Source organism: Luteimonas sp. MC1825 (genome assembly GCF_014764385.1).
Lineage (GTDB): Bacteria > Pseudomonadota > Gammaproteobacteria > Xanthomonadales > Xanthomonadaceae > Luteimonas.
On sequence record NZ_CP061714.1, the window covers coordinates 1418193 to 1433238 of the forward strand.

Annotated in this window: 14 protein-coding genes; 12 read left to right on the forward strand and 2 right to left on the reverse strand. The window is 69.6% G+C overall.

Going from position 1 to position 15046, the window contains the following annotated elements; all coding sequences use genetic code 11:
- Positions 1-15 precede the first annotated feature (15 nt).
- On the reverse strand, positions 16-2388 hold the full coding sequence (locus IDM46_RS06540) for a 3-hydroxyacyl-CoA dehydrogenase/enoyl-CoA hydratase family protein (protein ID WP_185115171.1): 2373 nt from the start codon (positions 2386-2388) through the stop codon (positions 16-18).
- Between the two features lie 86 nt (positions 2389-2474).
- Positions 2475-3092 (reverse strand): TetR family transcriptional regulator, encoded by a 618-nt coding sequence (locus tag IDM46_RS06545; protein ID WP_185115172.1) that lies wholly within the window; start codon positions 3090-3092, stop codon positions 2475-2477.
- Between the two features lie 223 nt (positions 3093-3315).
- On the opposite strand from IDM46_RS06545, the gene ndk reads away from it, so the two are divergent.
- The 12 genes from ndk to folD all read left to right on the forward strand — a co-directional run bounded on the left by ndk (position 3316) and on the right by folD (position 15037).
- Complete coding sequence (gene ndk, locus IDM46_RS06550) at positions 3316-3741, forward strand: nucleoside-diphosphate kinase (RefSeq protein WP_185115173.1); 426 nt, start codon at positions 3316-3318, stop codon at positions 3739-3741.
- Between the two features lie 81 nt (positions 3742-3822).
- A complete protein-coding gene (gene rlmN / locus IDM46_RS06555) occupies positions 3823-4983 on the forward strand; it encodes a 23S rRNA (adenine(2503)-C(2))-methyltransferase RlmN (RefSeq protein WP_343203853.1) in 1161 nt (386 codons plus the stop codon).
- Positions 4970-5785, forward strand: coding sequence for a type IV pilus biogenesis/stability protein PilW (locus IDM46_RS06560; RefSeq protein WP_185115175.1), 816 nt, complete (start codon positions 4970-4972; stop codon positions 5783-5785). The genes rlmN and IDM46_RS06560 overlap by 14 nt, the downstream gene beginning before the upstream one ends.
- The gene (locus IDM46_RS06565) at positions 5782-6597 is read left to right on the forward strand and encodes a RodZ domain-containing protein (protein ID WP_185115176.1); all 816 of its coding nucleotides are present in this window, start codon (positions 5782-5784) and stop codon (positions 6595-6597) included. The genes IDM46_RS06560 and IDM46_RS06565 overlap by 4 nt, the downstream gene beginning before the upstream one ends.
- Positions 6598-6729: 132 nt before the next feature.
- Complete coding sequence (locus IDM46_RS06570; protein ID WP_185115177.1) at positions 6730-7374, forward strand: tetratricopeptide repeat protein; 645 nt, start codon at positions 6730-6732, stop codon at positions 7372-7374.
- Positions 7371-8582, forward strand: a complete 1212-nt coding sequence (gene bamB / locus IDM46_RS06575) for an outer membrane protein assembly factor BamB (RefSeq protein ID WP_185115178.1) — start codon at positions 7371-7373, stop codon at positions 8580-8582. Before IDM46_RS06570 ends, bamB begins: the two co-directional genes overlap by 4 nt.
- 3 nt (positions 8583-8585) lie before the next feature.
- Positions 8586-10001 (forward strand): ribosome biogenesis GTPase Der, encoded by a 1416-nt coding sequence (gene der, locus IDM46_RS06580; RefSeq protein ID WP_182821267.1) that lies wholly within the window; start codon positions 8586-8588, stop codon positions 9999-10001.
- Entirely contained in the window at positions 9998-10573 is a 576-nt protein-coding gene (locus IDM46_RS06585) for an NTP transferase domain-containing protein (RefSeq protein ID WP_182821265.1), read from the forward strand. Before der ends, IDM46_RS06585 begins: the two co-directional genes overlap by 4 nt.
- Positions 10570-11805, forward strand: a complete 1236-nt coding sequence (glp, locus tag IDM46_RS06590) for a gephyrin-like molybdotransferase Glp (protein ID WP_185115179.1) — start codon at positions 10570-10572, stop codon at positions 11803-11805. Before IDM46_RS06585 ends, glp begins: the two co-directional genes overlap by 4 nt.
- Positions 11806-11883: 78 nt before the next feature.
- Positions 11884-13020, forward strand: coding sequence for a molybdopterin-synthase adenylyltransferase MoeB (moeB, locus tag IDM46_RS06595; protein ID WP_185115180.1), 1137 nt, complete (start codon positions 11884-11886; stop codon positions 13018-13020).
- 85 nt (positions 13021-13105) lie between these two features.
- Positions 13106-14131: a DUF2272 domain-containing protein gene (locus IDM46_RS06600; protein ID WP_182821259.1), complete on the forward strand. Its 1026-nt coding sequence runs from the start codon at positions 13106-13108 to the stop codon at positions 14129-14131.
- 24 nt (positions 14132-14155) lie between these two features.
- The gene (folD, locus tag IDM46_RS06605; RefSeq protein WP_185115181.1) at positions 14156-15037 is read left to right on the forward strand and encodes a bifunctional methylenetetrahydrofolate dehydrogenase/methenyltetrahydrofolate cyclohydrolase FolD; all 882 of its coding nucleotides are present in this window, start codon (positions 14156-14158) and stop codon (positions 15035-15037) included.
- Positions 15038-15046 lie beyond the last annotated feature (9 nt).

Below are 15046 nucleotides of genomic sequence, written 5' to 3' on the forward strand. Positions count from 1 at the left end.
GTCGTCGGGCGCGCGTCAGTTGCGCAGCGGCTTGCCGGTCTTGAGCATGTGCGCGATGCGCGCCTGGGTCTTGTCCTGCTGCGCGAGTTCCACGAAGTGCTGGCGCTCCAGGCGCAACAGCCAGTCCTCGTCGACGACTGCGCCACGATCGACCTCGCCGCCGCAGAGCACGGTGGCGATGCGGGTCGCGATCTCGTAGTCGTACTCGCTGATGAAACGACCCTCCAGCATGTTGACCAGCAGCATCTTGAATGTGGCGATGCCGACGTCGCCGGCAACACGCACCTGGCGTGCGGGCATGGGCGGGCGATAGCCCGCCTCGGCGAGCGCGGCGGCTTCCTGGCGCGCCACGTGCAGCAGCTCGAAGGCGTTGAACACCACCCGGTCACCGGCGCGCAGGAGGCCCAGCTCCTTGGCCTCGACCGCCGAGGCCGACACCTTGGCCATCGCGATGGTCTCGAACACGCGCTTGAGCTCGGCGAACACGTCACCGCTGGCTCCGGCGGCCTGCGAGGCGCGGACCGCGAACTCCTTCAGTCCGCCGCCGGCCGGCAGCAGGCCGACGCCGGCCTCGACCAGCCCGATGTAGCTCTCGAGGTGGGCGACGGTGCGGGCACTGTGCATCTGGAACTCGCAGCCTCCGCCCAGCGCCAGGCCGCGCACCGCGGCCACCACCGGCACCAGCGAATACTTGATCGCCTGGCTGGTGGCCTGGAAGTTCGCCACCATCGCCTCGAACGCGTCCACCTTGCCTGCCTGCAGCAGCCCGAGCGCACCGGCGAGGTCGGCACCGGCCGAGAAGGGCTCTTTCGGCTGCCAGATCACCAGCCCGGCGAAATCGCGCTCGGCGCGGGCCACCGCCTCCTGCAGGCCGTCCAGCACCTGGTCGGACACCGTATGCATCTTGGTCTTGAACGACGCCACGGCGATGTCGTCGCCGTCGGTCCACATGCGGATGCCGTCGTTCTCGAACACAGTTTCGCCCTTGGCAAACGACTCGCCCAGCAGCGGATCCGGGAAGCGCTGGCGCTTGTAGACCGGCAGCGCGGAGCGCGGCAGGCGTGCGTTCTTGCCGGGGCTGTAGCTGCCCTCGGCCGAATGCACGCCGTCGCGGCCGTCGAACACCCAGTCGGGCAGGGGAGCGTCGCTCATCGCCTTGCCGGCGACGATGTCGTCGGCGATCCACTGCGCGACCTGCTTCCAGCCGGCCGCCTGCCAGGTCTCGAACGGACCCAGCGACCAGCCGTAGCCCCAGCGGATCGCCAGGTCGACGTCGCGCGCGGTCTCGGCGATGTCGGCCAGGTGATAGGCGCTGTAATGGAAGAGGTCGCGGAACGTGGCCCAGAGGAACTTCGCCTGCGGGTGGTCGCTGGCGCGCAGCTTCGCGAATTTTTCAACGGGGTCGCGCGTCTTCAGGATCTCGACCACTTCAGGCGCCGCCGCGCGGTCGGCAGGGCGGTAATCACCCGCTGCGGGGTCGACCACCATGATGTCCTTGCCCACCTTGCGGAAAATGCCCGCACCGGTCTTCTGGCCCAGCGCGCCCTTCTCGACCAGCGCCGCGAGCCACTTTGGCGACTTGAAGTACTTGTGCCAGGGATCGTCGGGCAGGGTATCGGCCATGGTCCTGATGACGTGGGCCATGGTGTCCAGGCCGACGACATCAGAGGTGCGGTAGGTCGCCGACTTCGGGCGTCCCACCAGCGGCCCGGTGAGGGCATCGACTTCGTCGAAACCGAGGCCGGACTCGCGGGTGTGGTGGATGGTGGACAGGATCGAGAACACGCCGATGCGGTTGCCGATGAAGTTCGGCGTGTCGCGGGCATACACCACGCCCTTGCCCAGCGTCGTGGTCAGAAACGTCTCCAGGCCCTGCAGCACCGCCTTGTCGGTGGTGCGCGCCGGGATCAGCTCGGCCAGGTGCATGTAGCGCGGCGGATTGAAGAAGTGCACGCCGCAGAACCGGCTGCGCAGCGATTCCGGCAGCACGTCCGCAAGCTTGTTGATGCCCAGGCCCGAGGTGTTGCTGGCCAGCACGGCGTGGTCGGCGATGAACGGCGCGATCTTCGCGTACAGGTCCTGCTTCCAGTCCATGCGCTCCGCGATCGCCTCGATCACCAGGTCGCAGTCCTTGAGGCGCTGCAGGCCGAGCTCGTAATTGGCCGGGGTGATCACCGTGGCCAGGTCCTTCGACGCCAGCGGGGCCGGGCTCAGCTTGCCGAGATTGGCGATGGCCCTGGTGACGATGCCGTTGGGGTCGCCATCCTTGGCCGGGAGGTCGAACAGCACCGTGTCGACGCCGGCATTGGTCAGGTGGGCCGCGATCTGCGCCCCCATTACCCCGGCCCCGAGTACCGCGGCCCTGCGCACAAGCAATTTCTCGGACATGTTTCCTGGCTCCATGATGGACTTGTGAAACAAGATCAACTTTTAAGCGCAACAGTTTGATCTGATTGAATATTTCGTGGCACGTATCAGCTCTTCAGGCCGGCGGCCGCGAACCGGATCAGCTCCTCGGCCGCACGCTTGCGGTGCGCCACCTCGCTGACGTTCGCCGGGCGCTTGATCAGGCCGAACTCGGACATGGCATAGGTGAGCGCGCCCGCCAGGAAATCCAGGCGCCAGTAAAGCTGCTCCTTGTCCAGCTGCGGCACGCACTCGGCGATCGCCTTGGCAAACTCGCGCAGCACGTGGCCGTACTGTTCGGACAGGAACTTGCGCAGGCCGTCATTCTTCTCGGCGTAGGCGCGGGCGATCACGCGGATGAAGGCCACGCCACCCTGGCGGTCACGTGCCAGCGCCAGCGCGGGCTCGATGAATGCCGCCAGCAGGGGCTCCAGGGCGCCGGGTGAGGCCTCGCGCGCCTCGCCGAGCAGTTCAAGCCGGCGCCGGCTCATCTCGTCCATGCGGCGGCGGAAGACCTCGTTGATGAGGTTCTCCTTGCTGCCGAAGTGGTAATTGACCGCGGCGATGTTGACGTCCGCGCGGCTGGTGACCTGGCGCAGCGACGTGCCGCCGAAGCCATGCAGGGCGAACAGCTCCTCTGCGGCGCCGAGGATCCTGTCCTTGGTCGAAAACTGGGTGGTGGCCATGGCTGCCGGGGAACCGATCCTGAATCAAACGCTTGTTTTGATACTAGGTGCAGGCCGCCGCTCCGGTCAATCGCCGATCATGTCGGAAGTGCGTGCAGGCGGCGTGTGCGTTCCAGTAGAATCACACTAGCCATATCGGCTAAACCCGCGCCGTGCGTGGGTTTTTTCTGTTACCTTCTGGGACTGCCTGAGACATGGCGGCCCGCCTTCCGGAGAATTCCCCATGGCGCTGGAGCGCACCCTGTCCATCATCAAGCCCGATGCCGTCGCCAAGAACGTCATCGGCGAGATCTATGCCCGCTTCGAGAAGGCCGGCCTCAAGATCGCCGCCGCGAAAATGAAGCAGCTGTCGCGCGCGGAGGCCGAAGGCTTCTACGCCGTGCACCGCGAGCGTCCGTTCTTCAACGCCCTTGTCGAGTTCATGATCAGCGGCCCGGTGATGGTCCAGGTCCTGGAAGGCGAGGGCGCCGTGCTCAAGCACCGCGACCTGATGGGTGCGACCAACCCGAAGGATGCCGCCGCCGGCACGATCCGCGCCGACTTCGCCGATTCCATCGACGCCAATGCCGTGCACGGTTCCGACGCGGCCGAGACCGCCGCCGTCGAGATCGCGTACTTCTTCCCGTCGACCGACGTTTACGTTCGTTGATTTTTTTGCCACGGATCTACGCGGTGGACGTGCCCTTGATCCGCGTGATCCGTGGCGAATGCCCTTGACCTCAGAAGCACAGTGACCGAAGCAACCGCCAAGCAGAACCTGCTCGACCTCGACCGCGAGGGACTGGAGCGCTTTTTCGCCGATGAACTCGGCGAGAAGCGTTTCCGTGCGCATCAGGTGATGAAGTGGATCCACCACCGGCACGTCACCGACTTCGACGAAATGACCGACCTCGGCAAGCCGCTGCGCGCCAAGCTGCAGGAGCGCGCGGAGGTGATCGTGCCGCAGGTGCATTTCGACAAGCCGTCCACCGACGGAACGCACAAGTGGCTGCTGGGCATGGATGGCAAGAACGCCATCGAGACCGTGTACATCCCGGACAAGGGCCGCGGCACGTTGTGCGTGTCGTCGCAGGTCGGGTGCGCGCTCAACTGCAGCTTCTGTTCCACCGCGACCCAGGGTTTCAACCGCAACCTGTCGACCGCCGAGATCATCGGCCAGGTATGGGTGGCCGCGAAGCACCTCGGCAATATTCCGCACAAGCAGCGCCGGCTCACCAACGTGGTGATGATGGGCATGGGCGAGCCGCTGATGAACTTCGACAACGTGGTACGCGCGATGAGCGTGATGCGCGACGACCTCGGCTACGGCTTGGCCAACAAGCGCGTCACCCTGTCCACCGCCGGCATGGTGCCGATGATCGACCGGCTGTCGGAGGAGAGCGACGTGTCGCTGGCCGTCTCCCTGCATGCCGCCAACGATGAGCTGCGCACCGAACTGGTGCCGCTCAACAAGAAGTATCCGATCGCCGAGTTGATGGCCGCCTGCGAGCGCTACGTGCGCCGCAAGCCGCGTTCGTCGATCACCTTCGAATACACGTTGATGAAGGACGTCAACGACCAACCGGAGCACGCGCGCCTGCTGTCGCGGCTGATGCGCCAGTTCGGCAACGCCCTGCAGGTCAAGGACGCCGCCAAGGTCAACCTGATCCCGTTCAACCCGTTCCCCGGCACGCGGTACGAGCGTTCCGGCGAGGAGGCGATCCGTGCATTCCAGAAGCTGCTGCTCGACGCCCAGGTGCTCACCATGGTGCGTCGCACGCGCGGCGACGACATCGATGCCGCCTGCGGCCAGCTGAAGGGGCAGGTCGCCGACCGCACCCGCCGTCAGGCCGAGTTCCGCAAGCATCTCGCGCAGGTCTCGGACGGGGAGGGCGGTGATGCGGCGGCTTGACCTCGTTGGCCTGGCGGTGGCCTGCTCGCTGCTGGCCGCAGGCTGCTCGCGCCTCACCTTCGTCAAGCCGAGCGCGCAGCGCGGCGACTCGACGCAGGTCGCCGCCCAGTACGATTTCAGCGATGACGGCCAGGCGCGCGGCAAGGCGTCCACGCGTGGCCACCTGTTGCGTGGCGAACAGGCGCTGCGCGCCGGCCGCTATCCGGAGGCCGCTGCCGAAGCACGTCTGGCGATGAAGATCGATGGCCGTGACGCCGATGCGCATACGCTGCTTGCGCTTGCGCTCGAGCGCCAGGGCGACAGCCGCGAAGCCGGCAAGCACTACGCCCGCGCCGCCGGACTCAAGCCCTCCGGCGCCACGTTCAACAACCATGGCGCATGGCTGTGCCGCAACGGACGCGCCACCGAATCGCTGGCATGGTTCGACCGCGCCCTGGCCGACCGCAGCTATGCCAGCCCGGCCTCGGCGCTGGCCAACGCCGGCGCCTGTGCCGACGAAGGCGGCCAGCCCGGGCGCACCCAGCGCGACCTGCGCGCGGCGCTCGCCCTCGATCCGGTGAATGCCGTCGGCCTGGAAGCGCTGGCCCGGCACCTGCACGGGCGTGGCGACGATTTCGAGGCGCGCGCGTTCTCCGAGCGCCGGCTGGAGGCGGCACCGGCGTCGCCGGCCGCGCTGCAACTTGCGTCACAGATCGAAGACAAGCTCGGCGACAAGGCTGCCGCCGCTCGTTATGTTCAGCGCCTGCGGACGGAATTCCCGCACGCGCAGGCAGTGCTGCCCGGGGACAGCAGTTCACGATGATGCCGCCAGACCACAACATGGCCGATGCCGAGCAGGGCTGTGGCCGCCGCCTGCGCAATGCGCGCGAGGCCGCAGGACTTTCGATCGAGGATGTCGCGACGCGGCTGAGGATGCCGGTGCGCGTCGTCGAATCGCTCGAAGCCGAAGACTGGAACCGGCTCGGTGCCCCGGTCTACGTGCGTGGCCAGTTGCGCAGCTACTCGCGCCTGCTGGGCCTGTCCACCGCCACCATGCAGGCTGTCGTCGGCGTCGCGCCGGTGGAGCCGGTGGCGCTGGTGCCTCGCACCTATGTGCCGCGCATGCGCATCGTGGCCGAGCAGTTCGCCAAGCGCCTGGTCTACGCGGTGATCACCGTCGCCATCGCCTTGCCGGTGTGGTTGGCCACCCGGCCGCACCTCGCCACGCAGGGCGCCGCGTCCGCCTCCCTCGACATGCCCGTGGTCTCCACTGCAGGCCAGCCCGGCGCGCCGGCGGTGGCCAGGCCGCGCCAGCCGGTGCCGCTGGTCGCATCGATGGCACCGGTCGCGCCGCGCGCCGGCAGCGCGACGGCGGCGCTTGAACTGCGCCTCGTCGATGACAGCTGGGTGGAGATCACCGGCCGCGACGGACAGGTCATCGAGCACTCCCTGCTGCGCGCCGGCAACACGCGCAGCTTCGTGGTCGGGGATGTCGGCGGCATGGTGTTCGGCAACGCCGCCGCGGTCGAACTGCGTCTCAACGGTGCCCGGCAGGACCTTGCACCCTTGCTTCGGGCGAACGTCGCCCGCTTTACGGTATCCTCTGACGGATCGCTGGTGCCTGCTGGTCGTTGACCGGGGTGTCACGGCAGCGGTGGCCCGCAGCGCGGGCCATCCGCGTGCAACCGAGGACCCGTTCGCGGGTCGCATTCCTTCCCATAGCTGCCCGCGGACACCCCGGGTGGCTCGCAGCCCGATCGGACGGTCATGGCAGTAGACGAGTTGCTCGATGAGCACGAACAGGGCGAACGTGTTCGCCAGTGGGTGCGCGAGAACGCCCTTGGCGTTTTCGCCGGAATTGCGGTGGCGCTGGGCCTGGTCTGGGGCTTCCAGCAGTGGCAGGCGCACCAGCTGGAGCAGCGCATGGCACAGGGGGATGCCTACGCGGCAGTGAATGCGAGCATCGCCGCCGGCGACCTGGACAAGGCCCGCGACCTGGCCGCCGCGGCCGAACTGAACGACGGCGCGTTTGCGGCGCTGCTGGCGCTGGACCTGGCGAAGGCGCAGGTCGATGCCGGCGACACCGACGCCGCCATAGCGACGCTGGCTGCCCTGACCGACCCCGGCCCGGCGCTGGAACCGGTGGTGGCGCGCCGCCTGGCGAGCCTGCACGTCGCGGCCGGCAAGGCCGACGAGGCGCTTGCGGTGCTGGGCGATGCCGCCGATGCCGGCAGCCTCGAGACCCGCGGCGATGCGCTCGTGGTGGCCGGCCGCACCGATGATGCACGCGCCGCGTATACCGCCGCGCTGGCGGCGCTGGACGTTGCCGCGGTGCCGCAGCGACGCATCCTTGAAATCAAACTGATCGATGCCGGCGGCGTGCCGGCCCACACGGAAGGCAACGCCCGATGACCCAAGCACAGCGCACCAGCCCGCCCCGGGCCGGTTCCCGATTCGCCACCCGCGCCGCGACCGTGCTGGTCTGCCTCGTCGTGGTCACGGGCTGCAGCACCGTCAAGGGCTGGTTCGGCGGCAAGGACAAGGACGCCAAGGCCGGCCAGCCGGCCGAGCTCGTCGAGTTCGCGGCCACCGCCAATCCCAGCCGCCTGTGGAAAGCCAGCGCCGGCAAGGGCGAGGGCTCCTCGGGCGTGCGCCAGGGTCCGGCCGCGGCCAATGGCAGGGTATTCGCCTCGTCCATCAAGGGCGGGGTCCGCGCGTTCGACCTGCAGTCCGGCGCCCAGGTGTGGCATCACGCCAGCGACCTGCGCCTGACCGGCGGTCCGGGCGCCGGCGACGGCCTGGTGGTCGCGGGCACGCTGGACGGTGAAGTCGTGGCGCTTGACGCGGCCACGGGCACGGAACGCTGGACGGCCAAGGTCACCAGCGAAGTCATCGCCGCACCGGCGATCGGCCAGGGCCTGGTGCTGGTGCGGTCCAATGAAGGACGCGTCACCGCGTTCGACGCGGCCACCGGCCAGCGCCGCTGGTTCTGGGTGCAGGACCTGCCCACGCTCACCGTCCGCGGCAATGCGCCGGTGACGCTTGGCCCCGGTCACGCCTTTGTCGGCATGGACGATGGTCGCGTGGTCGCGCTTGCCCTCGGCGATGGCCGGGTGCTGTGGGAGCAGCCGATCTCGCTTGGCGACGGCCGCACCGAGCTCGATCGCATGGCCGACGTCGACGGTGCGCCGGTGCTCGAGGACGCGGTCCTGTTCGCGAGCAGCTACAAGGGACGCACGATGGCCTTCGATGCGCCGACTGGCCGCCCGCTGTGGGCGTCGGAAAGCGGCGGCGCAGGCAGCGTGGCCGTGGGCAGCGATCGCCTCGTGGTGAGCGACCGGACCGGCACCGTATGGGCGATCGACAAGTACGTCGGCACCGCCTACTGGCAGCAGCCCGCGCTGGCCAACCGCAACCTCGGTCCCGCGCGCATCCATGGCGGCCATGCGGTGGTCGGTGATTTTGACGGTTACCTGCACTGGATGCGCCTGCTGGACGGCGAGTTCGTGGCGCGTGCGCGCGCCGGTCGCAGTGCACTCACCGGTCCTCCGGTCGTGGTCGACGGCATCCTCGTGGTCCAGGACGTCGGCGGCGACATCAGCGCCTGGCGCATCGACTGACCCATGCTGCCACTGGTCGCTCTGGTCGGTCGCCCGAACGTCGGGAAGTCGACGCTGTTCAATGCGCTGACGCGCACCCGCGATGCGCTGGTCCATGACCAGCCCGGGGTCACCCGCGACCGTCACTACGGCGTGTGCCGCCTGGACGAGGACCGGCCGTTCGCGCTGGTCGACACCGGCGGCATCTCCGCCGGCAACGCCCATCTCGAAACCGGCAACCTTGCGGGCGCCACCGCGCGCCAGGCCCGCGCAGGCGCCGAGGAAGCCGACCTCGTGCTGTTCGTGGTCGATGGCCGCGAAGGACCCTCGGCGCTGGACGACGAGATCCTCTCATGGCTGCGCAAGGCGTCGCGGCCCACGTTCCTGGTGGTCAACAAGACCGACGGGATCGACGCGCGCGAATCGCTCGCGGAATTCTCGCGCTACGGCTTCAGCGACGTGTTCGCGGTGTCGTCGGCGCACCGGCACGGCATCGACGACCTGGTCGACGATATCCTGGCCAGGTTGCCGGAGCAGGGCGAGGCACCGGTGCCGGACAACGATCCGGAACGGATCCGCGTCGCCTTCGTCGGTCGCCCCAATGTCGGCAAGTCGACGCTGGTCAACCGCATCCTCGGCGAGGAGCGGATGATCGCCTCCGAAGTCGCCGGCACCACGCGCGATTCGATCGCCGCCGACCTCGAGCGCGACGGCCGCCGCTACCGGCTGGTCGACACCGCCGGCATCCGCCGCAAGTCGCGCGTCGACGAAGCGGTGGAAACCTTCTCGATCATCAAGACCCTGCAGTCGATCGAGCAGTGCCAGGTGGCGGTGGTGATGATCGATGCCAACGAAGGCGTGACCGACCAGGACGCCAGCGTGCTGGGCGCGGTGCTCGATGCCGGACGCGCCCTGGTGGTGGCGGTGAACAAGTGGGACGGCCAGAGTGACTACCAGCGCGAGCAGGTCGAGTCGTTGCTGTCGCGCAAGCTCGCCTTCGTGGAGTGGGCGGAGGCGGTGCGCATCAGCGCGCTGCACGGCTCCGGACTGCGCGAACTGTTCCGCGCCATCCACCGCGCGCACGCCTCGGCCACGCGCCAGTTCAGCACCGCCGAGGTCACGCGCGCGGTCGAAGTGGCCTACGAATCCAATCCGCCGCCGGTGGTGCGCGGACATACCGCCAAGCTGCGCTTCGCGCACCCGGGTGGTGAAAACCCGCCGACCATCGTCATCCACGGTACGCGCCTGCGCACCTTGCCCGACAGTTACAAGCGCTACCTGGAAAACTTCTTCCGCAAGCGCTTCAAGCTGGTCGGAACGCCGGTGCAACTGGTGTTCAAGGAAGGCGAGAACCCCTACAAGGACCGCAAGAACGTGCTCAGCACGCGCCAGGTGGTCAAGAAGCGGCGGATGATCCGCCACGTCAAGCGCGGGAAGTGAACGCCGGCGCGACGACGCTTGGCCTGCTGGCCGGAGGGCGCGCCACGCGCCTGGGCGGGATCGACAAGGCCTGGCTCGAACGCGGTGGCGTTGCCCAGGTGCTGCGCCTGGCGGATCGCGTCCGCAGCGAGGTGGACGCCGTGATGGCCAGTGCCAACCGCGATCATGATCGTTATGCCGCCCACGGCATGGCGGCGGTCGCGGACCGGTTCACCGGCATCGGTCCACTCGGGGGACTGGATGCCCTGGCCGAAGCGTGCGCCACGCCTTGGCTGCTGACGCTGCCGGTCGACCTGCTGTCGGTCAACGACTGCCTGCTGCGCAGCCTGCGTGCGGCCGGCGAAACGGGCGCGTTTGCCGAAGACGATGACGGCATGCAGCCGCTGGTCGCGCTGTGGCGGGTGGCCGCCTTGCGCGCCGCACTCCCGGCGGCCATCGCGTCGGGCGCGCATGCGGTGCATCAGCTGCAGGCGGGCCTGGGCATGGCCCCGGTCCGCTTCGAGGGGGTGCGCTTCGGAAACCTCAACACGCCGTCGGATCTTGCCGCAGCCGGCATGGCGGCATCACCATGAACGATCCGGCGACGTTCCCGACGCGCATCAGCCACGCGGAAGCGCTGGCGATCGTCCGCACCCTGGGCGTCGCCCACGCCACCGGCGCGCAGGACCTGTCGCTTGCGCGCGCGCACGGCCACGTGCTGGCCGCGGACCTGGTGGCGGGCATCGCGCAGCCGCCGTTCGACAATTCGGCGATGGACGGCTACGCGCTGCGCCATGCGGATCTGGCGAATGTTGGCACCACCTGCCTGCGGCTGGTGGGCGAGCAGTTCGCCGGCCGCGCCCAGCCCTTGCTGGTGGGCGCCGGTGAATGCGTGCGGATCACCACCGGCGCACCCATGCCTTCGGGCACCGACACCGTGGCCATGAAAGAGGACACGTGTGTCGATGGTGACCGCGTGGACGTACTGGTGGCGCCTGCCGCAGGCCGTCACGTGCGCCTTGCCGGCGAAGACTGCGTGCCTGGCGACCTCCTGCTGCGCGCGGGCGAAGTGCTCACGCCCGCGCGCATCGCGCTGGCCGCGTCGCAGGGCGTGCCGACGCTGGCGGTCGCGCGCCGACCGACCGTGGCCGTGTTCACGACCGGCGACGAACTGGTGGAGCCGGGCCTGCCGCTGGCGCCCGGCCAGATCCACAACAGCAACCGCGAACTGCTGATGGGCCTGCTGCGCGCCGACGGCCTGGAGCCGGTCGCCTGGCCCACGCTGCCCGACGATCCCGCGCAGGTCGAGTCCGCGCTGCGCCACGCCGGCCATGCCTTTGACGTGGTGCTGACGTGCGGCGCGGTGTCCGCGGGCGAGAAGGACCATATTCCCGCGCTGCTGCAGGCCGAGGCGCGGATCGCCTTCTGGAAGGTGCGCATGAAGCCCGGCATGCCGCTGCTGCTGGCCGAAGGGGGTAGCCTCGGCGGAGCGCTGTTCCTGTGCCTGCCAGGCAACCCGGTTTCGGTGCTGGCGACGTGGCTGACCCTGGGCCGCCCGCTGGTGGACGCCATGCAGGGCCGGACGGCGCGACGTGCTCCGTGGCGGGCGCGGCTTGCGACCCCCTGGCGCAAGAACCACGAGCGCCTCGAGTTCCTGCGCGGGCGACTGCGGCAGGGCGCGGACGGCGTGCCGGAGGTGGAGCCGAGTCCGGCGGATGGCTCACACCGCATGCGCGCGGCGGCGGATGCCGATGTGTTGCTGGTGCTGGACGAGGGCCCCCGGGACTACCCGGCAGGTGCGTTCGTCGATGTAGTGCCGTGCTGAACCGGGCGAAGCGCGCATCCTGTCCACCTCGGGTTTCCCGCAGTCGGCGAAGCGACGGCAATGGTCGATAATCACGGCATGCCTGCCAACGAAGCCACGCCGCGCGAGGCGCAGCGGCGACACGCTGCCGGCGCCCGCCTGGTCGACGTGCGCGAGGAACACGAGCGCAGCGCCGGCATGGCCGACGGCGCCGTCGGCATTTCACGTGCTGAACTCGAGGACGACCCGGGCTTCCACTTCCCGGACCGCGACACCGAACTGGTGTTGATCTGCCAGACCGGTGGCCGCTCGATGCTCGCCGCCGAGTCCTTGCAGCGGCTCGGCTATCGCCACGTCGCCTCCGTGCGCGGCGGCACGCTGCGCTGGATCGCGGAAGGCCTGCCGGTCACGCGACCACCCGCGCACGAGGTCGACAGCGATTTCCACGAGCGCTACTCGCGGCACCTGCTGCTCCCGGAAGTCGGCGCTCGCGGCCAGCGCCGGCTGGAGGCCTCCCGCGTGCTGATGCTGGGCGCGGGCGGCCTGGGGTCGCCGGCGGCGTTCTACCTGGCTGCGGCCGGCATCGGCCACCTGCGCATCGCCGACGACGACATCATCGAGCGCAGCAACCTGCAGCGCCAGATCCTGCATACCGACGCCGACATCGGCATGCCCAAGGTCGACTCCGCCGAGACGCGCCTGTCGGCGCTCAACCCGCGCATCACCGTCGAAGCGGTCCGCGAACGGGTCACCTCAGGCAACGTCGAACGCCTGCTCGAGGGCGTCGACCTCGTGGTCGACGGTGCCGACAACTTCGCCGTGCGCTACCTGCTCAACGATGCCTGCGTGAAGCTCGCAATCCCCCTCGTGTACGGCGCAGTGCACAGGTTCGAAGGCCAGGTGAGCGTGTTCGACGCCGGCCGCCACCGCGGCCAGGCGCCGTGCTACCGCTGCCTGTTCCCCGAGCCGCCGCCGCCGGAGTCGGCACCCAGCTGCAGCGAGGCCGGCGTGCTCGGCGTGCTGCCCGGCGTGATCGGCATGCTGCAGGCCACCGAGGCACTCAAGCTGCTGCTGCACGTTGGCGAGCCGCTTGCCGGTCGCCTGCTGCACTTCGATGCGCTGGGAATGCACTTCCGCGAAACCACGCTGCGGCCGGATCCCGGATGCCCGGTATGCGCGCCCGGCACGCCGTTCCCCGGCTACATCGACTACGCCGCCTTCTGTTCGGGCGCCTGACGCGGCGCTGCGGCGTCGCCGCCGCGTGAGCGATCGGCGGCTTTGATGCCCTAGGCTGTGCGCTGCATCCGGGGAGCGACGATCGATGGCCAGACCCTCAGCTTGGCAACTGCTCGTTTGCGCGGCGACGCTCTGGTTGCTGGGCGCGGCCGGTACCGCACAGGCCGCCGACCCGTGTCCATTGCTGCGCGCGCAGACCGGCTCGCCCGCCATCGTCACGCGCATCGCCGCTGTCGCCTGCGAGGAGCACCAGCTCTGGTACCGGCCCTTCATCGATCGGGAAGGTCGCCTGGCCGGTTCGCAAGTTCGCGAGGCCGAGGCGGCGCTGCTCGCCAACGGCCAGCCGGCGTGGCTGCGCGTGGCCGACTACTGGCGCGGCAGCGGCCTGCTGTACCAGGCGCTGCAGCGCCCGGGCGCGAACGACTGCGTGCAGGCCAACGGCGCGTACGCGGCGCCCGCCTGTCGTGCCTTCATCGTCGATACCCCGTGGTCCGCCGCCTTCGTCTCATGGGTGCTGGGGCGTGCGGCGCTGCCGGGGTTCCGGGGTTCGGCAAGCCATGTCGGCTACGTGCGCGACGCCTACCGTGATCCCGAGGGGAGCGCCTACCGGGTCGCCGATCCGCGCGCGGTGCGGCCGGGGCAGGGCGACCTGCTGTGCTATGTGCGCGTGGCCGCGCGCAGCTACGGATTTCCCGGGCTTGCCAGCCTGTTGAGCAGTGACGACAGCGGCCTCGGCATGCACTGCGACATCGTGGTGGCCGCGCAACCCGGCGACGCGACGGCGTACCTGGTCGGCGGCAACGTGCTGGACGGGGTCACGATGCGCTTGCTGCCGCTCACCCCCGGTGGACAGTTCGCCGAGCTTCCGACGCGACCGGTGGATGGCGCCAGCTGCACGCCGGACACGCCGGCCGGGTGCAGCGCCAATCGCCAGGACTGGGCAGTGCTGCTGCAGCTGCGGCCGGCGCAGGAGCTCGCCGGGCTTGCGCCTGCACGGGCAGTCCTGCCACCGGCCATGGCGCCGTCATCCCCGCGGTGCTGCGTGAACTGCGTGGTCGGTTCGGGTGTTCCGCGCTGTCCTGCAAGCCGACCTTTGAATCAGGGACAATGACGCCCCCACGCGCACGGCATCGGTATGTCAGACATCTCCAGCCAGGCCCGCATCCTCGACGGCAGGCGGATCGCGGATGAGCTCCTCGATACCCTCAAGCTGCGCGTCGACCGGCGCATCGCCGCCGGCCACGCGCCGCCCGGGCTGGCTGTCGTGCTGGTGGGCGACAGCCCGGCGTCGCGTTCGTACGTGCGCAACAAGCGGCGCGCCGCGGGCATCGTCGGCATCCGCGCGCTTGACTTCGACCTGCCGGAAGGCACCAGCGAGGCCGAACTGCTCGCGCTCATCGACCGGCTCAATGCCGATCCGTCAGTCAACGGCATCCTGGTGCAGCTGCCGCTGCCCGGCATCCCCGATGCCACGCGCCTGATCCACCGCATCGACCCGCGCAAGGACGTGGACGGCTTCCATCCCGAAAACGTCGGCCACCTGGCGCTGCGCCAGTTCGGCCTGCGGCCATGCACGCCGCGCGGCATCACCACGCTGCTGGCGTGGACCGACCGGCCGGTGCGCGGGCAGAGCGCGACGATCGTCGGCGTCAGCAACCACGTCGGCCGGCCGATGGCGCTGGAGCTGATGATCGCCGGCTGCACGGTCACCAGCTGCCACAAGTTCACGCCGCCCGAGGTGCTGCGCCGCCACGTGGGCGAGGCCGACATCCTGGTGGTCGCGGTGGGCAAGCCCGGCATGATCCCGGGCGACTGGATCAAGCCGGGCGCGGTGGTGATCGACGTCGGCATCAACCGCCTCGACGACGGCCGCCTGGTCGGCGATGTCGGGTTCGCCGAAGCCGCGACGCGGGCGAGCTGGATCACGCCGGTGCCGGGCGGCGTGGGCCCGATGACGGTGGCCACGCTGATGCAGAACACCCTGGAAGCCGCGGAAGCCGCCGACGGCGCGGAATAGGGCGTTCCG